The sequence below is a fragment of the Methylophilus sp. Q8 genome (genome assembly GCF_000800115.1).
Lineage (GTDB): Bacteria > Pseudomonadota > Gammaproteobacteria > Burkholderiales > Methylophilaceae > Methylophilus.
Genome location: NZ_JUHE01000001.1, coordinates 2,479,839 through 2,500,888, shown reverse-complemented (window position 1 = coordinate 2,500,888; position 21,050 = coordinate 2,479,839). Strand labels below are relative to the sequence as shown.

The following is a 21,050-nucleotide window of genomic DNA, read 5'->3' as shown; positions in this document are numbered from 1 at the left end:
TTGCGACTAAGCATTATGACTCCCTTCTTGTTTTTAACATCAAGGATCAATCAGTTTCGGTACTTGCGCTGCAAGAGCTATTAAATACTAAATTAAGAAAACACGTAAGTATTTTATTTGTATCAATTAAATTGTGTGAGGATGGTAAAGAGCACGCTGTTTATAAACGTGCGCTGAATAGCGGTCAGGTGTGTTTTATCATTGAATAAAAAAAAGGGCGCTAAGCGCCCTTTTTTGCTTACCAAATAAGTGGAAACTTATTTAGCTTTACGACGGCTTACCAAACCCATCAAACCTAAGCCAGCCAGCATCAAAGCATATGAATCAGCTTCTGGTACTGGAGTCAGTGGGTTGATGTTGAAGCTGACATTGAAGTCACCGCCCAAAGAACCAGACAGTTTGCCGGTAGCAGTCAGGAAATAAGTACCAGCTGCCAGGCTAGTCAATGTGGTCACAGCTTCGCCGTTCGCATCGTAAAAACCATAGTTCATAAATGTCACGTCATACTGTGCATTGTTGCCTGTGGTGATTTCTGTGATGCTGTATGAAAAATCAGACACTTGAGTCAGGTTGATTTCATAAATATCTTCAAAGTATGGGCCTCTGGTATTCAAAGCGCCATTTGTTTTGGTGAAATCTGCATCAGCGATCAGGCGAATAAAATCCAGGCTTTGGCTGGTTGTGTAAGCGCCAAAGTCTTGCGCTTGTGCTGCAGACATAGATGCAATGCCGAATACGCCAGCGACTGCCATTTTTTTCAGGGTTTGAAACATTACGACTTCTCCAAGGATTAATGCTAACTAAAAAACTATACTCATTATTTGTGACAACCGTTAGATACACAATAGTACTAACGGGCTACTCCACGGCTTATTTTTATAATCATAAAACTGCAATTTCAAAATCGCAGTTATTCTAACTGTTTACGCGATATTCTGTAAACCTAACAATCTGTTTTTCAAGAAAAAAATGCCATTTTTAGCCATTAAGCAAATGCATAGCAATCAATCTAATTGGTTGGAATTTTAAAAAAGGATTAATGCTTTGACGGTAATTTAAATGTCAAAATACGGTCGCCTTGTTTAAACCCAAACAGAGAGTTACCGCCACTCACTACCGCAATATATTGTTCGCCATTGATTTGATAGGTGATTGGTGGTGCATTGACGCCATATTCAGATGCAAATTGCCATAGTGATTGGCCAGTTTGACTATCATAGGCCGCAAACTTTCCATCGCCCTCCCCGCAAAATAATAAACCGCCCGCTGTGGCTAGCACGCCGCCTACCAATGGCTGGCTGGTTTTGTGCTGCCAGGCAATCTGCCCGGATTTAAGGTCAATGGCACTTAATAAACCCCAGCGCGCATCATCTGTTGGCTCGCTGGCGGCATAGCGAATAGGCTTTTCACCCGCGTTGACTTCGGTTTCATGTACGCTGTATTTGATCGGGCTGTGCATGGCCGCGACATACACCTTTTGTTGGTGCTCATCAACGCTGACCGGTGACCAGTTCGCACCACCCAGTATGCCCGGGTAGACAATCGTGCCTTCAGGGCTCGGCTTTTTAAATAGATTATGTTGTGGCACAAATGGCACTGATTTGGCCAGGAACTGCCCATTGGTGCGGTCATGAATATAGAACCAGCCCGTTTTACTGGCCTGGCCGACGGCGGCGATGATTTTTCCCTGGTGGTTGTAGTTAAACAATACCGGCGGGCTCGCCAAATCATATCCCCATAAGTCATGTGGCACTTGCTGGTAGTGCCATTTGTATTTGCCGGTTTCTGTATCCAGTGCGACCAGCGAAACGGTGTAAAGATTGTCGCCAGGCCGGGAAACATCATTCATTTGTGGTGAAGGGTTACCCGTGCCAAAATACAGGGTATGGCTGGCGGTATCAATGGCTGGCGTGCTCCACGCTGAGCCGCCACCAAAGCGCGCAGCGTCCGGATAGTCTTTCAGGGCGGCTTGTTCTGCCGCAATATCACGATCGAATTGACTGCCATCAGCCGTTTTTGTTGCAAACTGCCCTTCCCAGCCTTGCTTGGGAATCGTGTCGAATTGCCATACCTGATGACCGTCATTGACATCAAACGCCGCCAGAAAACCTGGGCGGCCATAGCGCCCGGTGACGCCTATCACCGCGCCCAATGGCGCATCACTGCGCGGGTTGTCGATATGCAGGCCGTAACCGACGCCGGTAATGCCAATGATGACTTTATGCTGATAAACCACTGGTGCCATGGCGATGCCAACGCCGGTGCCGCCGGTGACTTTACGTGTTTTATTCGGGTCAGTGCCGCTTAAGGCATCCTGGTGTTCGGTATTCACCTGATTGGCTGCCACATCAATATCCCACAATTTTTGGCCGCTCTGGGCATCAAGAGCGATCAGCCTGGCATCTACCGTGCCGATAAACACCTTGCCTTCTGCCACTGCGACACCGCGATTGGCCGGGCCACAGCACATTTGCCAGTCTGCTTTGCGCGCGTGCGTGTATTTCCATAATTGCTTGCCGCTGGCAGCGTCCAGGGCTATCACATGATTAAACGGCAGGCTGACATACATGATGCCATTCACGACGATAGGCGTGGCTTGAAATGTCGCTTTCACCCCTGTTTCTGCAGACCATGCCGCTTGTAACTGGGCAACATTGTGCTGATTGATCTGCGACAACGCTGAAAAACGCTGCGATGACATATTCAAGCCATAACTAGGCCAGTCAACATGATCTTTGCTCTGGGCAACAGGTTTTGTGTGGTGTGTGCATGCCAATAACAGGCATGAAAAGCCAATCGTGGCATAACGGAAAATACGTTTTTGTGGCGCAGTTTTCATATAAGATGTCCTGAACTATACAGGTTAGTATACATCTAAACGCGAGCCTGTTGCCAAGAGCAAAACGTTAAAAAAATATTTAAAGGATGAAACTAAATATGGCAAAGAATAGACCTATACTATAGAAATTAATTTGCACACTAATAATAATCATGACAATTAAATCCGCGAAAACATCGATTGCACTCACGCTTGCTGAAAAAGGATCGTTGCCTGATGCATTGATTCGCAAAGGCATCAGAATGCTTTGTAAAACCAGGCTGCAAGAAATTGTTGACGGCGATTGTGCGCATACGCAAGCCAGCCTGATTGCGTTTATTGAGCAGATGCAGTTAGCGGATATCGCCCCACTCCCTGAAAAAGCAAATGCGCAGCATTATGAAATTCCAGCCGCTTTTTATCAGTATTGTTTAGGCATGAACCGCAAATACAGTAGCTGCTTTTGGCTGCCGGATACGCATACCCTTGATGAAGCGGAACACCTGTCACTCGCGCAAACCTGTGCGCATGCTTGCCTGGGCGGTCCTTTGAAAATACTGGAGCTCGGTTGTGGTTGGGGCTCTCTGACGTTATGGATGGCCAGCCATTATCCTAACGCGCAGATTACGGCAGTCTCCAATTCGGCGTCGCAACGTGAATATATATTGCAGCAAGCACAAGCCCGTGGATTATCCAATATTCATATCATCACAGCAGACATGAATGTATTTGATACTGACCAGACCTTTGACCGTGTGGTGTCTGTCGAAATGTTCGAGCACATGCGTAATTACCAGGTGCTCTATGCCAAAGTCGCACGTTGGCTCAAACCTGATGGGTTGTTCTTTAAACATATCTTTGTACATCGCACCGCGGCTTATCCCTTTGACGTCAAAGCCGAAGATGACTGGATGAGCCAGTATTTTTTTAGTGGCGGCATGATGCCAAGCGATGACTTGCCGCTTTACTTTCAGGATGACCTCAAAATCATCAATAAATGGCGTTGGAGTGGCACGCATTATGAAAAAACAGCTAATGCCTGGCTGGCGAACATGGATCAGCACCATGATGCACTCACCCCCGTTTTGCAGTCAATTTATGGTGATGCGGATGCCGAGATCTGGCGTCAACGCTGGCGCATTTTCTTTATGGCATGTGCCGAATTGTTTGGCTACAACCAGGGACAAACCTGGTGGGTCAGTCATTACTTGTTCTCGAAAAGATAATGCCAAAGATAAAACATGGCTTCTAAAAAGTGGCTTGTATTTAATTTTGTGAGCTTCCAGCTATGGTGGTGGGCTTGCATATTATCTGCCAAGCCTGGCTTAGGTTGGGCGGTCTTGCTGTTAGTGATTGCGGCCTGCTGTGTGCATTTGCAATGGATAGAAAGCTGGCGGCATGCCTTGCCCCTGCTGATCACAACCTTGTTAGGCTGCATATTGGACCAAATTGCTTACACGCTAGGTTGGTTAAGCTTTGAGCACCATCACACATGGCCAGCATTTATCCCGCTGTGGATGATTGCGTTATGGCTGGCCTTTTCCATGACGCTTAATGTCAGTATGCGTTGGTTACAAGGCAGAATAATACTGGCGGCCATATTGGGGGGGGTGTTTGGTCCTTTGGCTTACCTTGGTGCACAGCAATTAAAGGTCATCGATTTGCCATTCTCTTCATGGAGCCTGCTTTGGGTGACGGTCGAATGGGCGGTAGCCATGCCCTTACTGCTCTGGATACGTCGCAGATTTAATGAAACATTATCGACAGGGCCTACATGATTTACCAGTATGCATTGATTGCCATTGTGGTGTTTGCCCTCAGCGGCTGGTTACTGAGTTTTGCCACGCATCATTACAGCCATGTAGACAGCATGTGGAGCTGGTTTATGGCCATCACCGCCTATACCAGCGCCCTGTTTGCCCTTGATTTATCGTCACGCGCAGTATTAGCCCTTGTGGCGGTGACGCTATGGGCGCTTCGTCTCAGTATTTTTCTCACCTGGCGCAACTGGGGAGCAGAAGACCATCGCTATCAGACAATACGCCAAAATAACGAACCACACTTCTGGTTCAAGAGCCTCTATATCATTTTTGCCTTTCAGGCCTTATTGGCCTGGGTGATCTCTTATCCACTTTATGCCGCAGTGATTAACCAGACGGCATTAAACCGGTTTGATCTGGCGGGAGCCCTGTTATTTTTGCTCGGCTTTTACTGGGAAGTCGTCGCTGATTGGCAACTGATGCAATTTCGTCGCCAGCCAGACAACCAGGGGGCCGTGTTGCAAACCGGGCTCTGGCGTTATAGTCGCCATCCCAACTATTTTGGAGAATGCCTGATCTGGTGGGGTTTTGGCCTGCTTGGCGTTGCCAGTGGCCATCCTTGGAGCTGGTTATCTCCAGTCATCATGACGTTTTTGCTACTGAAAGTCAGTGGTGTCAGCCTGATGGAGAAAACCATATACAGCCGTCGCCCAGGCTATGCAGACTATGTCCGCAATACCAATACGTTTATTCCTGGGCTGCCTAAAAAGGATAGCTCGAATGCATAAAACGCTCGGTATTGTGCCGCTCACGGCGTGGATGCTGGCAATGCCAATTGCCGAGGCAAAAGAATGGTCTTTTGATGTTTGGCTCGACAAGCAGAAGATTGGCACGCATACCTTCTCTCTTGACCAGAACCGCTTGCAAAGCCGGGCTCGTTTTAAAGTCAAAGTGTTGTTTATTAATGCCTACCACTACCAGCACCAGGCTGACGAAATCTGGCAGGGCCAATGCCTGAGTCAATTGACCGCGCATACTGAAGAGAACAAAGAGATTACTGATGTCAGAGGCCAGCAGCAAGATGATCAATTTGTGATTGAACAAAAAACTGGCAGGCAGTCGCTGCCTGCTTGTGTCATGACATTTGCTTACTGGAATCCAGAGATACTCAAGCAGACCCGTTTGCTTAACCCGCAAAATGCAGAATACCTGGACGTAACGGTCACCGATGAAGGCAGGCAGACCATACAGGTAAAAGAGCAACATATTGTGGCGCACCAATACCGTTTAAATGGCAAATATCAGGGCAAGGAAAAACTGAAGATCACGGTGTGGTATGACGAGCAACAGGATTGGGTGGCCCTGGAATCCATCACGCCTGAGGGTTATAGAATAATATATAAACTTATTTAATCAATATGTTAAAAATTTTATTTAAAGTGATTTGTATGATTAGTGTGTTTGGATTGACGGCATGCCAGAACTTGCCACCCATCAAGACCGTGCAACATGTGGACCTAGCACGTTTTATGGGGGATTGGTATGTCATTGCAGCGATACCAACATTCATTGAACGCGACCCTTACAATCCGATTGAGCAGTATCGCCAGCATGCAGATGGTTCAATTGCCACAACGTTTACCTTTAACAAAGGTGGCTTTGACGGACCGCTCAAAAGCTATCATCCAACGGGCTATGTGCTACCCGGGAGCGGTAATGCAGAGTGGCGCATGCAATTTGTCTGGCCATTTAAATCTGAATACCTGATTGCTTATTTGAGTGAGGATTACCAGCACACGGTGATTGCCAGAACCAAGCGCGATTATGTCTGGCTAATGTCACGTCAACCACGTATCGATCCAAAAACCTATGGCGAGCTGGTCGCCAAGATCAAAGCCATGGGCTATGACACCAGCAAATTACAGGTTTTTCCACATCAAAAATAAAAAATAGCGGATGCATTAGTTTTGCGAGAGGGTGTGACATGCAACATAGATTTTCAGGCTTGCTATGGCGGCTGGTTGGCTGGTTAGATAATCACCGCTACCAACCGCCAAAAACAGCCAGTGCCGAGAGCATTGACTGGTGGCGCGTGCTGCCTTTTGTCGCCCTGCATCTTGCCTTGGTGGCATTGTTCTGGGTCGGCTGGAGCCCTTTTGCGGTGATATTTGCCATCCTGATGTATGTGGTGCGCATGTTTGCCATTACCGGCTTTTACCATCGTTATTTTGCCCACAAGACTTTTCAGACTTCACGCATCGCGCAATTTATATTCGCATTGATCGGCGCTACTGCAGTTCAACGTGGGCCATTATGGTGGGCTGCGCATCATCGTTGCCATCACATGCATGCCGACCAGCCGCTAGATGTGCATTCGCCGCACCAGCATGGCTTGCTATGGAGTCACTTAGGATGGTTTTTAAGTCACGCCAACTTTAAAACGCAGCTTGATCGGGTGCGTGAGCTTAGCCGCTACCGTGAACTTTGCTGGCTGGACCGTTTTGATAGCCTGATTCCGATTGCTTTTGCTGCCATTATTTACGGCCTTGGCGCGTTATTGCAAGCGCATGTTCCAGTCTTGCAGACCAGCGGCTGGCAGTTAATTGTCTGGGGCTTTGTGGTGTCTACCATTGCCCTTTACCATGCCACTTTCTGTGTCAACTCACTGGCGCACGTCTGGGGCAGCCGTCGTTATGCGACACGTGACCACAGCCGCAATAATTTACTCATCGCCATTTTGACCCTGGGTGAAGGTTGGCACAATAACCACCACCACTTCCCGGGATCAGCCAAGCAGGGGTTTTACTGGTGGGAAATTGACCTGACCTACTACGGGCTCAAGTTACTCGCTGCCCTCGGCATCATCTGGCAACTCAAGCAGGTTCCTCTAGAGATTCGGGCGCAGCATGCTAGCAAAGAGGATCGTGCATGAAGATCGCCATCATAGGTGGCGGCATTGCTGGCAATACCCTCGCCTACTCGCTGCACAAACAACACCAGATCACGCTGTTTGAAGCCAATGATTACCTGGGCGGCCATACCCATACGCATCAGGTCGACATCGCTGGTGAAAGTCATGCGGTGGATACCGGGTTTATCGTATTTAACGATAAAACCTATCCTGAGTTTGAGCGCCTGTTGCGTGAAACGGGGGGCACCTGGCGAGACAGCGAAATGAGCTTTAGTGTGCGTAACGAAGTCAGCGGCCTCGAATATAACGGAACTTCACTCAACAGCCTGTTTGCCCAACGGCGCAACCTGTTGTCTCCGCGTTTCTATCGTATGGTCAAAGACATTTTACGTTTTAACAAACAATCACTGGCTTTGCTGGCCCCAGGCAACGAAATACGCCTGGGTGACTATTTGCATCAGCATGGCTACTCCACGCAATTTATCCGCGACTACATTATTCCCATGGGGGCGGCCATCTGGTCTACTGATGCAGAGCAGATGCTGCAATTCCCGGCACGCTTTTTTGTGCGTTTTTTCCACCATCATGGCATGCTTAGCATAGACCAGCGCCCGCAATGGCGAACCATTGTCGGTGGTTCAGCGCGCTATCTTGAAGCCTTGTCTTCAGGTTATCAGGATCGTATTCAGCTTAAAACCCCTGTCAGTGCCGTGAAACGTCATACGCAAGGGGTCACCGTGATTACAAAAAACGGGCAATCCCAGTCGTTTGATTATGTGTTTTTTGCCTGTCATAGTGATGAAGCCTTACAGATACTAGGCACTGAAGCCACTGATAAAGAGCGAGACGTGCTCGGCGCCATCCCTTATCAGAACAACACGGTTTTCCTGCATACGGATGCCAGGCTGATGCCAAAGCGCAAGCTGGCGTGGGCCGCGTGGAACTATCATGTGACAGCGACGCCGGTTGATAAAGTACAAGTGACTTATAACATGAACATCTTGCAGGGTATCCGCTCCGCCGAGCCTTTACTGGTCACGCTGAACTACACAGAGGCCATTGATCCGGCAAAAGTGATCAAAAAGTTGCATTACCGTCATCCTTTATACACGCTGGCAGGCGCCAGGGCACAAAGTAGGCATGCCGAGATCAGCGGACCTCAACGCACAGCTTACGCCGGTGCCTATTGGCGCAACGGTTTTCATGAAGATGGCGTCGTCAGCGCATTAAGCGCGATTGAGCACTTTAAAGCGGCGACGACATGACCGAAGCCCGTACACCTGCTTTACACAGTGCGATTTATACCGGATGGGTCAGTCATCAGCGATTGCAACCTACATTACATGGTTTTCGCTACCAGCTGTTTATGCTGTATATCGATCTTGAAGAGCTGCCAACTTTATTCAAGAACACCCGTCTATGGTCTTACCTGACACCCAATCTGGCGTATTTCAGTCGCAAGGACTACCTGGGCTCGCCTGAAATACCGCTGGAAGTTTGTGTGCGTGACCTGGTCGAGCAAGAGACCGGGCAGCGGCCGCTGGGCCGCATCGGGCTGCTGACACATTGTCGCTACTGGGGTGTTTGCTTTAACCCGGTCAGTTTTTATTATTGCCATAACAGCGAAGGTGAATTACAAGCCATCGTCAGCCATATTACCAATACGCCATGGAAGGAGCGCTTTGCCTATGTGCATACGGTGCAGCAAGGCGCGCCCCTGTTGTTCCAGTTTAAAAAAAACTTTCATGTCTCGCCTTTTATGCCTATGCAGATTGACTACCAATGGCAATTTTCGATACCTGGTGAGGCGCTCGGTGTGCATATGCAAAACTGGCAGCAGGATCAGGCCATGTTCTTCGCTACCTTGAAAATGCAGCGCCAGCCGTGGCAGGCCAGCGCGCTGAACCGCATGTTACTCAGCTACCCCTGGATGACCTTGAAAGTGATCTGGGGCATATATTGGCAAGCACTGCGCTTATGGTTTAAAAAAATACCGTTTTATCCACACCCAGACCAGCGTACTCAACGCGGAGATTGATCATGACCACAGCCCCCTCCCCCCTTGCAGTATCCGCCGATACTTTAACCAAGCCATTAAAATCCAAAAGTCGCGCAAAATGGGTGGCGCAGCTGGCAAAATCGCAAGTACTCAAGCGATTGGCTGGCTTGGCAATAGGTCAGTTAACTTTGATTGACGGTGATGAGCACCATGTGTTCGGCCAAGCGAATACAGGTGGTCTACAGGCGACGATTACCGTGCATGATGCTCGCTTTTACGGTGAAATTGCCTTTGGCGGCAGCATCGGGGCCGGAGAAGCTTATATGCTCGGCTATTGGCAGGCAGACACATTAAGCAATGTTATTCGCCTGATGGTACTTAACCAGTCTGTGATGGATACCCTGGAGGGCGGCTATCAGTGGTTGACCAAGCCTGTGTTGAAAGTATTTCACTGGTTAAACAGTAACAGCGAAGCTGGCAGCCAGAAAAATATCGCGGCCCATTATGATTTAGGTAACGACTTGTTCAAGTTATTCCTGGACCCCACCATGATGTATTCGTCGGCCATGTTTGACGCTGATATCACCGACTTGCAAGCCGCTTCAGAGCGAAAATTACAAGTGATTTGTGATAAGTTGCAGCTTTCTCCTGGTGATCACGTTGTTGAAATTGGGACTGGCTGGGGTGGTTTTGCCATTTATGCGGCTAAACATTACGGCTGCCAGGTGACGACGACCACCATTTCCCAACAGCAGTACCTGCTGGCGCAAGCGAGGGTGCGTGAAGAAGGTCTGCAAGAGCAGATCACAGTGCTGAAACAGGACTACCGTCACTTGCAAGGCCAGTTTGATAAACTTGTGTCCATCGAAATGATAGAAGCCGTTGGTCATCAGTATTACGATACCTATTTCAACAAAGTGAGCCATCTGCTCAAAGCTGACGGTGTTGCGCTGATTCAGGCGATTACCATTGCCGACCAGCGCTATGCCAGTGCTATCGGTTCAGTGGATTTTATTCAACGCTATATATTCCCGGGGTCGAACATTCCTTCCAATACGGCCATGCTTACCAGCATGACGCGGGCGAGTGATTTACGGCTGGTGGATTTGCAAGACATAGGTTTGCATTACGCCACGACTTTACGCTTATGGCGCGAAAATTTTTTCGCGCAAATCGACGCTGTTCGGCAATTAGGCTATAGCGACACGTTTATCCGCATGTGGGACTTTTACCTGAGCTATTGCGAAGGGGGCTTTGCCGAATGTGCCTTGGGGGATGTGCATCTGTTGCTGGCCAAACCTGGCTACCGGGCCGCCAAGCGGGTTTAATGGGCCCGTGCGGCGTGATACACTTGCCAGCCTATGAGTACGCATGCAGTTTTAGAGTGGCGCGACGGCTTACCCTACTCTACACAATTCGATGATGTTTATTTTTCAGTCAACCCGGATCATCCACAGCATGGGCTGGCTGAAACGCGCCATGTCTTTCTGCAGCACAACCAGTTAGAGGCAAGATGGCAGCAACTGCCGACTGACTGCCCCAGCCATTTTGTGATTATTGAAACCGGTTTTGGCAGCGGCCTCAATTTTCTGGCTACTCTGCAATTGTGGCGTGCTACTGCGCCAGCCAACGCGCACTTGCATTTTGTCAGCATAGAAATCGCCCCGTTTACCTTGCAAGACTTGCAGATGGCACATGCACATTTCCCTGAACTGGCCGATATCAGCCAGGCTTTATGCCAACAATATCATTTATTGCAACCTGGGATTAACCAGCTGGAGCTATCGTCATTCTCTACCAGTTTGACCTTGTATATTGGGGACAGCGAGCAGATTCTACCGCAGTTGCAACTGCAGGCGGATGCCTGGTTTCTAGATGGATTCGCGCCAGCCAAAAATCCACAAATGTGGCAGCCTTATCTATTTGAATGTATGGCCAGATGTGCGCATGCCGGGACAACATTTGCCACGTTTACCAGCGCCGGGCTGGTTAAGCGCGGTTTGCAGACGGTTGGGTTCCAGGTTGAAAAAGCACGTGGGTTTGGCAAAAAACGTGAAATGTTATGCGGCGTATGGCCGCTATCTGAACAATGCCCCTCTTCTACTTCGTTGCCTAAAGTGGCAATCATTGGTGCCGGTATTGCGGGTTGCAGTACCGCCTGGCATCTGGCCAGCTTAGGCTGCGAGGTACATGTGTTTGAACGTGCAGATCAACTTGCCAGTGGCGCCTCCGGCAATCCCAGGGGCATGCTCTACCCACGGTTGAATGCCGAAAAACCGCAAAATGATCAACTGGCGTGGCGTAGTTATAGTTTTAGCCTGCGTCACTATGCCAGCCTGAATTTGGGTGAGGATGGCTTTCAAAGCTGTGGTTTGTTACAACTGGGCAGCAATCCTCGCGAGCATAAACGGGTACAGAAAGTGGCCAGCCGATATGCGCATTTAGGCATGCTACAACAGCTAGATGCAACACAGGCCAGTGCACAGGCCGGGGTTAACCTGGCGCATGAGTGCCTGTATTTTGCAGCTGGCGCCTGGGTAAATCCGACCGCAGCATGTGCACGCATGATAGCCCATCCCAATATCACGTTGCATCTTCAGCAAGATATTTGCCAATTGACCTCCCAAAAGCAAGGCTGGCAGCTAGCAGATCAGGCAGGAACAATTAATGATTATTTTGATGCCGTGATTGTCTGTAATGCCGCAGAAGCCGCCAGCTTATTGCCAGAAAGCGGCATGTGGCTAAATCCGGTGCGTGGCCAGATGGGCATGATTGCCGGGCAGGTGTCTATGCAATCGCTCAAGGTGATTTTATGCGGGGATGGTTACCTGACCCCACTTTCTCAAGGCCAGCATGCCATGGGAGCTACTTTTGCACCAGGTGATAGTAGTACTGACGTTCGCGAACAGGATAATCTGAGCAACCTCGATATGGTGAGCAGGTTGAGCCCGCAATTCGATCATGCAAGCAGCGCGGAAGTGACTTTTGCGCGCGCATCGTCCAGGTGTGGTTCTCCGGATTATTTGCCTTATGTCGGGCCTGTGCTGGCGACAACAACGTTTCATGCTCAATGTGCACCGATCAACGATTTTGCCGCGCTACCCGCGCCACAAGGCCTATATGTGCATGTTGCGCATGGCAGCAAAGGTTTGATGACCGCGCCTTATTGTGCAGCCATACTGGCCAGACGCTTGTTAAGCGACTTTGGCACCAGATTGCCACAATTGACCAAAGACAGTTTCTGGCACGGTTTGCATCCGCAGCGTCATTTGTTTAAGCAGCTGGGTTGGAAATCTTTGCTTAATCCTTTTACTGGGCAGGCGTCAGCATGAGTGCGAGTATTCAACAGTTAAAACAGCAGTTAACGCGCACGCCGCAAGACCCTGAGTTGCATTATGAATTGGGGCGGCATTATCTGGCACTCAAGCAAGCTGAAGATGCTGAACAAGCTTTTCTTAAAGCATTACAATGGGCACCCGATCACCCGCAAATATTGATGCAACTCGGCAATACGGCCAGTTTGCGTGGAGATGAATCGGTCGCCGCGCACTATTTCAGGCAATCGCTAGCGCAAGATGCACAACAGGCTGATGTGCATTTCAACCTGGCCAATAGCCTGCGCAAACTGGGTGAGAATGCGCTGGCGATTCAACATTACCAGCAGTCACTTGCGCTGGCACCTGGCGATGCAGAGTGCCACAACAACCTGGGCAATGCCTACCGTGAGCAAGGTCAGCTAGACTTGGCCGTGGCTGCCTATGCACAGGCCATTAAACTTGATCCGCAGCTACTGCATGCCAAAGTACACTGGATTCATCAAAAACAGCATATGGCCGACTGGCAAGGTCTGGATGCCGCCATTGCCGAAGTGCGCGCTGCGTTAGCACAATCTCCACAGGCGCAGATCCCGCCATTTGCATTTTTGGCGATGCCGGGCACCACAGCGGCTGAGCAACTGGCGTGTGCAAGCAACTGGGCACAACTGCATTATGGCCATATCCAGCCCTTAGCCGCCACACAACAGTCTAGCCAGCCAGAAAATCAGCAGCGCATTAAAATTGCCTACCTTTCTTCTGATTTCCGTCGTCACCCACTGGCGTATTTAGTCACAGACGTGATTGCGGCGCACGATTATCAGCAATTCGAAGTGTTTTTATATAGCAACAGCAAAGACGATCACTCAAGCGAACGCCTAGCCTTGTTTGCCGCCGCCAATCACTGGATAGACATCACCAGCATGCCTGATGTGGCAGTCGCCGCACATATGCAACGCATGGGGATTGATGTGCTGGTAGATTTAACCGGCTATACGCAAAATAGCCGTAGCGGCATTGCCGCCTACCGCCCTGCCCGCACCCACATTAATTGGCTCGGTTATCCAGGTAGTATGGGAATGGTCAATGGTCAGCCGCTGTTTGACGCCATGATTGTGGATGGCACATTAAATGAAGTGGTTGTGGCCGAACAGCCTGTAGTGTTGCCATGCTACCAGGCAAACAATGCACAACGCCCCATGGCTGAGGCTGACACGCGCAAAGCGCATGGCCTGCCTGAGCAGGGGTTTGTGTTTTGTTGCCTGAACCAGAGTTTTAAAATCACGCCGGATGTGTTTGCCAGTTGGATGCGCATTTTGCAGCAAGTGCCAGGCAGCGTATTGTGGTTATTGCAATGTAACCAGTGGGCAACACGGCACCTGCAAGCGCAAGCAAAAGTGGCTGGCATTGCCGCCGATCGATTGATTTTTGCGCCACGCACCAGCATTGCGCAACATATTGCCAGGCAACAGCATGCCGATCTGATGCTGGATACGGCACCCTATAACGCGCACACCACCGCCAGTGATGCTTTATGGCAAGGGATTCCCCTGCTCACGGTGGCTGGCGATACCTTCCCGGCACGGGTCAGTGCCAGTTTACTCAAGCATATCGGGCTGGATGAATGCATCTGCGCCGATTGGACGGCGCTTGAACAGCGCGCTATCACTTTAGCGCATGATGCAAGCGCACTGGCATTGCTCAAGTCCAAAGTGAAAAGCCAGGCCGGTGTGCTGTTTGAGCCGCACACATTCTGCCTGCAATTGGAGCAGGCTTATCGGCAATTGCTGTCTCGCGCTTAGTCAGACTCGCCAACGCTGACCGACAAGATGCCTGCGGCAATAATGCAACAGCCGCCTATCATTTCCATCACCGACATGGTTTCCTGCGCCAGAAAATAAGCGGCAATCGCGGCCACAATCAACTCGGACATAAACAACACTGACGCCTGGATAGCGGGTATTTTGGTCACGCCATATTGCACCAGCAAAGTCGCTGAAACCAGCAATAAGGCAATCACCAAGAAAGTGATGGTCACATAGGAGGTGAAGGTTGATGCCGTGATAAACGCCATGCCAGCGATGCCAGATTGCCAAAGTAATACCGCGAATGACAAGCCAAAGACACCCAGCCATACCAGCATGCCTTTGGCTGCAATCGTTAAATGTGTGGAAAAACGGGTCATGACATTGGTTAAAGAAAAGCCAATGCCGGCAGAGAGTGCCAGCCAGTCTGAGGTGGATTGTGGCCACGGCCATGCCCATTGACCGTCGGTAAGCATTAAGACCGCGCCTAATAAAGATAGTCCTATAGCCAGTAGTTGCGGTTTATGCCAGGGCTCATGCAGCCAGACTCTTGCCAGCAATAAGGTCCATAGCGGCGACAGGTAGAACAGCAGCATCACGCGCATGACTTCACCATCAATAATCGCCAGTACATAAGCCAGGTTGGTCCAGCCCGCGATCAGGCTTAGCCAATAGGCCGAGGCAGGGACGTGCAGTATGTCGTTGAATCGCCGCCAAAACAGCATGCCACCTATCAACAACGCCAGGCTATAACTCAATAAACTGGATTGCACGCCAGACAAGCCGATATCGTTGAGCAAGCGGTAGGGATACCAGATAACGCCCCAGCATAATGCACCATAGATCAATGCCGCTGAGGCCGTATATTTTTGCCCGGAAGCTTTTTGTTTATGTGGCAGGCTCACTTATAATACACACCTATGAATCCAAATTTAAACCTACTTCAGCCCTATCCGTTTCAACGCTTGCGCGATCTGTTTCAAGGCCTGACGCCTAACCCGGCGTTTAGTCCTGTCAACTTGTCGATCGGTGAGCCTAAACACGCCACGCCGAGTATCATTAGTGACGCACTCGCCAGCAACCTGGGAGGATTGGCCAGCTATCCTACCACAATCGGTGTACCGGCCTTGCGAGAAGCGATTAATCAGTGGCTGCAACGTCGCTACAACATTCCCGCCCTCAATGTCGATAAAGCGATTTTGCCGGTGAATGGCAGCCGCGAGGCCTTGTTTGCCTTTGCGCAGGCAGTCATTGATACCAGCGTTGCACAACAGCCAGTAGTGATTTCACCCAACCCGTTTTACCAGATTTATGAAGGTGCGGCCTTTTTAGCCGGTGCGCAGCCCTACTTTATCAACACCACGCCAGACAATGACTTTGTCATGGACCTGACACAAGTACCGGTCGATATCCTCAAGCGTACCCAATTGGTGTTTGTATGTAGCCCAGGTAACCCATCCGGTAAGGTCATGGATATTCAGGCCTGGAAAACCCTGTTTGAGCTGTCCGACCAATACGGTTTTGTGATTGCGTCAGATGAGTGTTATTCAGAGATCTATTTTGATGAGAATAATCCACCGGTTGGCGCATTGCAGGCAGCACATCAGCTAGGTCGCGACTTTAGCCGTGTCGTCATGTTCAGCTCACTTTCCAAACGCTCGAATGTGCCTGGCATGCGTTCTGGCTTTGTCGCAGGCGATGCAGATATTGTTGAGAAATTTGCCTTGTATCGTACCTACCACGGCTGCGCCATGAGCCCGGCAGTGCAAGCTGCCAGTGTAGTGGCCTGGAATGACGAAGCACATGTGATCCATAACCGTGCGTTATACAGCGAGAGGTTCAGTGCAGTGACACCACTGCTGCAACAAGTCTGGCCACACACGCAGTTGCCAGATGCCGCATTTTATTTATGGATTAACACACAAAAAGACGACACCGTTGTTGCCAGGCAGTTGTATCAGGAGTTGAATATTACGGTGTTGCCAGGCTCTTTTCTGGCGCGTGAAGCGCATGGCCTAAACCCCGGCAAAGGCTTTATTCGTATGGCGCTGGTGGCGTCGACTGAAGAAACGATTGCCGCCGCCCAAAGAATAAAGGACTACCTCAAGTAATAAACATGTATTAAAACAAAAAAGCCGGTTGCAAATGCAAACCGGCTTTTTTATGGCAAGCAAAAATTAAGCAAATTTTCTGCGAGCAATCAAACCAATGATACCCAAACCAACCAGCATCAGTGCATTAGACTCTGGTTCTGGCACTGGCACAGTTTCGTGTGCAGTGAAAGTGAGCTTATTTGCCAAGGTGACATTCAATGCACCTGGATTAAACTTGAATACATAATCATTACCAGCGGCAATATCGATAAACGTAAACGTTGTTGTCGCACCGAAGGTTAACAGTGGAATATTGTAGGATGTGATTAAAGTATTTGAAGAGTTATACAGGCTGAAAGTAGAGCCAACACCGATACCCAGCAACGCTTTAAAGTCTACAGTGACCGTAGAGTCTGAGCTCAAGTCAAAGCTGTATAGGTCTGGCAACCAAAAAGCACCAACCTGTAACAAAGACTGATCAACCACTGGACCATCATTCAGGTTACCCAGATCAGTCACGTTTGTGGTCGCAAACGCCTGATGTGAAAAACTGATGGCAGAGATTAATGCCATAGATCCCAATACATTAGATACTTTCATACCTACTCCTCAATTAAAAAAACAAGAAAACTTTATAATTAGGCAGAATGTGATTTACGCAAAGAGACCAGACCCATCATGGTCAGGCCAACCAGCATCAACAAGCCCAGATCTGGTTCAGGTACTGGAGTGGTCACATTAAAGCTCAAAAAATATTGTCCGCCGCTAAAACCATCAGCCGTGCCTGAGACACGTAATTGGTAAGCGCCAGGCGTCAGGATCGATGGCGTTGTTAACAAGTTGTTGTCAACATCGTACAGGCCATAAGTAAAAGTGCTATCCACGATATTGTAGGCAGCGTCAGGCATTTCAGTAATAAAGTAAGAAAGTGAGGCTGGTACTTGAAGGTCAAGATCAAACACATCATTAAATGTGAAGCCGCCAATCACACCTGCATCGCGGTTAACAACACCTAGCAGATCTGTGGTGCCATAACTCAAAGTCACATTGGTCGCTTGCGCATAGCCAGTGAAGGCAATCATTGCCGCGGTGACAATTGATAATTTTTTCAGCCAATGCATGAACATGGTATTTCTCCTCAGTACAGTTAATTATTAGCCATCTTATTATTTAATTCGGCTATTTTATATAGCCCATATTGGCCAATTACTTCATTTTTATTTATTTGTTGTTTATCTTTAAAGCAAAAAACAGACCAGCGCAAGTGAGATCGTTTAACAGGCTGATTTTATTAGTATTTTTACGCTTGTAACAATAAACCAACTAGGATGGATGCATGAATTGCACCACTTTTCAGAACGAAATGTTTGTAATGCACCATTTCAATGCATCTATTTTACTCGCGTCTTGGGGAAAGTAGCAAAGCAATTTGTCAGAAATATGACAATCGTGTCGATATTTCTGACCTTGGAAGCGGCTGATGGCCGATTTTATAACTGGCTAAGCTGTTTAAGGACGGTGTTTACCAATGCGTGCGAAGTGGGCGCAGCATCGGTTTCGACATAACACCTGAGCTCCGGCGCGTTACCTGAGGGGCGTAAATGAATAATGTTGCCGGATTGGCACATCACTCTCAGGCCATCTGTTGTATCAACACTAGAAGCAGCCTCATCCAGATGCAGGGCCTTTAGCATTTTATCTACTGCACCAGACCAGTTTTCAAGCAATGCCTTACTTTTTTCGGTGGCAAAATTTTGCAGGCGATCACTGGCCGTATAGCGTTGCGGTAATGCGGCCACCAAAGCGGAGAGTGGCTCATTTTGCCGTTTTGCTTGTGCCAGTAAGCACACCACAGGCAATACCGCATCACGGGTTGCTAGTGGTGCTAATGTTGGATAGGCGGGAACGGTTGTTCCCAATAAAAAACCGCCGTTGGCCTCAAAGCCGGCCACGCTGCTGGCGCCATTTTTTTGCAATGTTTCCATCCCGGCGATCACATAAGGCGAACCAATACGCGTGCGTGTAACTTGCTGAAATGCACCACTGGCCTCAATGGCGGTATTGCAACTGACAGGAACAGCCAAATGCGTGATATTGAGTGCTTTGGCCGTCAGTAGCCCAACGATATCGCCGCGCAACCACTGTCCTTGTTCATCACTCATCAACGGCCGGTCACCATCGCCATCGGTTGAAATAATCGCGTCTACGGTATATTCCCTGGCCCAGTCCAATCCCTTTTGCATATCTTCGACAGAAACTGCCTCGGTATCAATGGGGACAAAGGTATCCGAGCGCGCCAGGCAAATGACTTCTGCGCCTAACTCGCGCAGCAATTGCGGCACCAAGTCGCGGCCAACGCTTGAGTGTTGGTACACTGCCAGCTTTTGGCCAGCTAAGGCGCCCTCACCCAGCAAATCTTTATAGCGTTGGAGATAGGCATTTTTGGCCGTCGAGTTTTCTGCAGCTAATGCAGATGACGTTCCAGTAAAAGGCTGCAACTCGGATGCCAGCATCGCGCTTTCATCGGCTTTGCTGATTTCACCGTCTGGACGATAGAACTTGAGGCCATTACGGTCGAAAGGAATATGACTGCCTGTGACCATGATGCCAGGTATATGTTGCGTTTGTGCAAACAAGGCTAGCGCCGGTGTGGGGATCGCCCCACAAAAAATAACCTCCAGGCCTAGCTGTTCAAGCATGCAGGCACAAGCGGCTGCAATCTGCGGGCTGCTAGGGCGCAGGTCAATGGCAATGGCCACTTGTTTAAAGGCAAAGGTCTGCCTGACTGTCTGGATAAAGGCTTGTGTATAAGCCGCGCATACTTCGTCTGTCATGGCGCTCACGAGTCCACGGGCGCCACTGGTGCCAAAAGCCACACCACTTTGCTGCATCACTGCTTGCAAAACATTGCTACCTGACATATTAGTTGCGGCCATACGTATCTTCGTAACGCACAATATCATCCTCGCCCAGATAACTGCCGGATTGCACTTCAATCAAATGCAAAGGCAATTTACCTGGATTTTCCAGGCGATGCGTTGATCCAATCGGGATATACGTAGACTCGTTTTCGGTAAACAACTTGGTTTGACCATCGACGGTAATCATCGCCGAGCCACTCACCACCACCCAATGTTCGGCGCGGTGATGATGCATTTGCAGCGACAGTTTTTCGCCAGGTTTGACCATAATGCGCTTCACCTGGAAGCGCTCGCCAACGTCAATGCCCTCATACCAGCCCCATGGGCGATAAACACGTGGATGTACTTGGTGCTCGGTACGGCCACTGGCTTTGAGGTGGTCGACAATGTTTTTGACATCCTGTGCACAGTCTCGATGCGCTACCAGCACCGCATCGCCGGTTTCTACAATGAGCAAATCCTCTACGCCGACTGCGGCGACAAATCTATGCTCGGCACGTATCAATGTATTTTTGACATTCTTAAGAAAGACATCGCCACGGGCGGCATTGCCTACTTCGTCATTCGGCAGAACGTCTTTTAGCGCGGTCCAGGAGCCGACATCATTCCAGCCCATGCTGGCAGGCACCACTGCTGCTAGTTTGGTTTTTTCCATCACCGCATAGTCAATTGAGTCTGAGGGTGATTCAGCAAATGAGGCTTCGTGCAGGCGCACAAAATCCAGGTCTTTGTAGCTCTGCTCAACGGCTTTGGTCACCGCATTCAACATTGCCGGCGCATATTGCTGTAACTCACCCAGGAAAACTGCAGGTTTAAACAAAAACATACCGCTATTCCAGTTAAAGCTACCGGCATCCAGATATTGCTGCGCTGTTGCCGCATCTGGCTTTTCAACAAATCGGGCCACTTCATAGCAATCATCAGCAGTATTTAATGCATTGCCAGACTGAATGTAGCCATAGCCTGTTTCAGGGTGTGTGGGCGCAATGCCAAAAGTCACCAGCTTGCCCTGCTCTGCTGCGACGCTGGCTCGGCGTACTGCGGCTTCAAAAGCGGCGACATCGGTGATGACATGGTCTGCAGGCAGCACCAGCATCAAGACATTTTTTTCTTTTAACAATAAACTGGCGGCAGCGATGGCTGGCGCCGTATTTCGTGCAATCGGTTCCAGCACAATCGCTTCTGGCGTTAAGCCTACCTGACGCAATTGTTCCGCCACCAGAAAGCGATGATCATTACCGCAAACGACAATGGGTGATTCAATCTCGGCCCAGCTGGATAAACGTAACAATGTTTCTTGCAGCATGGTGTTTTCACTGACCAATGGCAATAACTGCTTAGGCAACACTGCGCGCGATAATGGCCACAATCGCGTACCAGAACCACCAGAAAGAATCACTGGAACAATTTTCATCTTTATCAACCTTAT

General features: G+C 49.4%; 19 protein-coding genes. 12 read left to right on the top strand and 7 right to left on the bottom strand.

Features of this window, described 5'->3' with window-relative positions; translation table 11 throughout:
- Positions 1 to 257: 257 nt before the first annotated feature.
- On the bottom strand, positions 258 to 773 hold the full coding sequence (locus GQ52_RS11825; protein ID WP_047517991.1) for an FxDxF family PEP-CTERM protein: 516 nt from the start codon (positions 771 to 773) through the stop codon (positions 258 to 260).
- 263 nt (positions 774 to 1,036) lie between these two features.
- Entirely contained in the window at positions 1,037 to 2,839 is a 1,803-nt protein-coding gene (locus GQ52_RS11820; protein WP_047517989.1) for a PQQ-binding-like beta-propeller repeat protein, read from the bottom strand.
- A gap of 152 nt (positions 2,840 to 2,991) precedes the next feature.
- Between GQ52_RS11820 and GQ52_RS11815 the strand changes: the two genes are divergently transcribed.
- The 11 genes from GQ52_RS11815 to GQ52_RS11765 are packed head-to-tail and all read left to right on the top strand — an operon-like array spanning position 2,992 to position 14,604.
- The gene (locus GQ52_RS11815; protein ID WP_047517987.1) at positions 2,992 to 4,044 is read left to right on the top strand and encodes a cyclopropane-fatty-acyl-phospholipid synthase family protein; all 1,053 of its coding nucleotides are present in this window, start codon (positions 2,992 to 2,994) and stop codon (positions 4,042 to 4,044) included.
- 15 nt (positions 4,045 to 4,059) lie between these two features.
- Complete coding sequence (locus tag GQ52_RS11810) at positions 4,060 to 4,596, top strand: DUF2878 domain-containing protein (RefSeq protein WP_052179120.1); 537 nt, start codon at positions 4,060 to 4,062, stop codon at positions 4,594 to 4,596.
- Positions 4,593 to 5,366 (top strand): DUF1295 domain-containing protein, encoded by a 774-nt coding sequence (locus GQ52_RS11805; protein ID WP_047517984.1) that lies wholly within the window; start codon positions 4,593 to 4,595, stop codon positions 5,364 to 5,366. The genes GQ52_RS11810 and GQ52_RS11805 overlap by 4 nt, the downstream gene beginning before the upstream one ends.
- Complete coding sequence (locus tag GQ52_RS11800; RefSeq protein WP_052179117.1) at positions 5,359 to 5,991, top strand: DUF6134 family protein; 633 nt, start codon at positions 5,359 to 5,361, stop codon at positions 5,989 to 5,991. Before GQ52_RS11805 ends, GQ52_RS11800 begins: the two co-directional genes overlap by 8 nt.
- Before the next feature lie 35 nt (positions 5,992 to 6,026).
- On the top strand, positions 6,027 to 6,524 hold the full coding sequence (locus GQ52_RS11795) for a lipocalin family protein (RefSeq protein WP_200884058.1): 498 nt from the start codon (positions 6,027 to 6,029) through the stop codon (positions 6,522 to 6,524).
- 38 nt (positions 6,525 to 6,562) lie between these two features.
- Complete coding sequence (locus GQ52_RS11790) at positions 6,563 to 7,510, top strand: acyl-CoA desaturase (protein ID WP_047517978.1); 948 nt, start codon at positions 6,563 to 6,565, stop codon at positions 7,508 to 7,510.
- On the top strand, positions 7,507 to 8,754 hold the full coding sequence (locus GQ52_RS11785; RefSeq protein ID WP_047517975.1) for an NAD(P)/FAD-dependent oxidoreductase: 1,248 nt from the start codon (positions 7,507 to 7,509) through the stop codon (positions 8,752 to 8,754). Before GQ52_RS11790 ends, GQ52_RS11785 begins: the two co-directional genes overlap by 4 nt.
- Positions 8,751 to 9,527, top strand: a complete 777-nt coding sequence (locus GQ52_RS11780; protein ID WP_047517972.1) for a DUF1365 domain-containing protein — start codon at positions 8,751 to 8,753, stop codon at positions 9,525 to 9,527. Before GQ52_RS11785 ends, GQ52_RS11780 begins: the two co-directional genes overlap by 4 nt.
- A gap of 2 nt (positions 9,528 to 9,529) precedes the next feature.
- Positions 9,530 to 10,816 (top strand): cyclopropane-fatty-acyl-phospholipid synthase family protein, encoded by a 1,287-nt coding sequence (locus tag GQ52_RS11775; protein ID WP_047517969.1) that lies wholly within the window; start codon positions 9,530 to 9,532, stop codon positions 10,814 to 10,816.
- Positions 10,817 to 10,849: 33 nt separating this feature from the next.
- Positions 10,850 to 12,820 (top strand): bifunctional tRNA (5-methylaminomethyl-2-thiouridine)(34)-methyltransferase MnmD/FAD-dependent 5-carboxymethylaminomethyl-2-thiouridine(34) oxidoreductase MnmC, encoded by a 1,971-nt coding sequence (mnmC, locus tag GQ52_RS11770; protein ID WP_047517960.1) that lies wholly within the window; start codon positions 10,850 to 10,852, stop codon positions 12,818 to 12,820.
- A complete protein-coding gene (locus tag GQ52_RS11765) occupies positions 12,817 to 14,604 on the top strand; it encodes a tetratricopeptide repeat protein (RefSeq protein WP_047517959.1) in 1,788 nt (595 codons plus the stop codon). The genes mnmC and GQ52_RS11765 overlap by 4 nt, the downstream gene beginning before the upstream one ends.
- On the opposite strand, the gene GQ52_RS11760 is transcribed toward GQ52_RS11765, so the two are convergent.
- Positions 14,601 to 15,512, bottom strand: a complete 912-nt coding sequence (locus tag GQ52_RS11760) for a DMT family transporter (protein WP_047517958.1) — start codon at positions 15,510 to 15,512, stop codon at positions 14,601 to 14,603. The two genes, GQ52_RS11765 and GQ52_RS11760, sit on opposite strands and share 4 nt — an antisense overlap.
- A gap of 15 nt (positions 15,513 to 15,527) precedes the next feature.
- On the opposite strand from GQ52_RS11760, the gene dapC reads away from it, so the two are divergent.
- Entirely contained in the window at positions 15,528 to 16,718 is a 1,191-nt protein-coding gene (gene dapC / locus GQ52_RS11755; protein WP_047517957.1) for a succinyldiaminopimelate transaminase, read from the top strand.
- A gap of 66 nt (positions 16,719 to 16,784) precedes the next feature.
- Here the strand turns inward: dapC and GQ52_RS11750 are convergent, their stop codons facing one another.
- The 4 genes from GQ52_RS11750 to GQ52_RS11735 form a co-directional block, all read right to left on the bottom strand.
- Positions 16,785 to 17,300: a PEP-CTERM sorting domain-containing protein gene (locus tag GQ52_RS11750; protein WP_047517956.1), complete on the bottom strand. Its 516-nt coding sequence runs from the start codon at positions 17,298 to 17,300 to the stop codon at positions 16,785 to 16,787.
- Between the two features lie 38 nt (positions 17,301 to 17,338).
- A complete protein-coding gene (locus GQ52_RS11745) occupies positions 17,339 to 17,827 on the bottom strand; it encodes an FxDxF family PEP-CTERM protein (protein WP_047517955.1) in 489 nt (162 codons plus the stop codon).
- Positions 17,828 to 18,190: 363 nt separating this feature from the next.
- Positions 18,191 to 19,636 carry a phosphomannomutase gene (locus GQ52_RS11740; protein ID WP_235273265.1) on the bottom strand — a complete coding sequence of 482 codons (1,446 nt, stop codon included), beginning with the start codon at positions 19,634 to 19,636 and terminating at the stop codon, positions 18,191 to 18,193.
- The gene (locus GQ52_RS11735; RefSeq protein ID WP_047517952.1) at positions 19,623 to 21,035 is read right to left on the bottom strand and encodes a mannose-1-phosphate guanylyltransferase/mannose-6-phosphate isomerase; all 1,413 of its coding nucleotides are present in this window, start codon (positions 21,033 to 21,035) and stop codon (positions 19,623 to 19,625) included. The genes GQ52_RS11740 and GQ52_RS11735 overlap by 14 nt, the downstream gene beginning before the upstream one ends.
- Between the last annotated feature and the right edge of the window lie 15 nt (positions 21,036 to 21,050).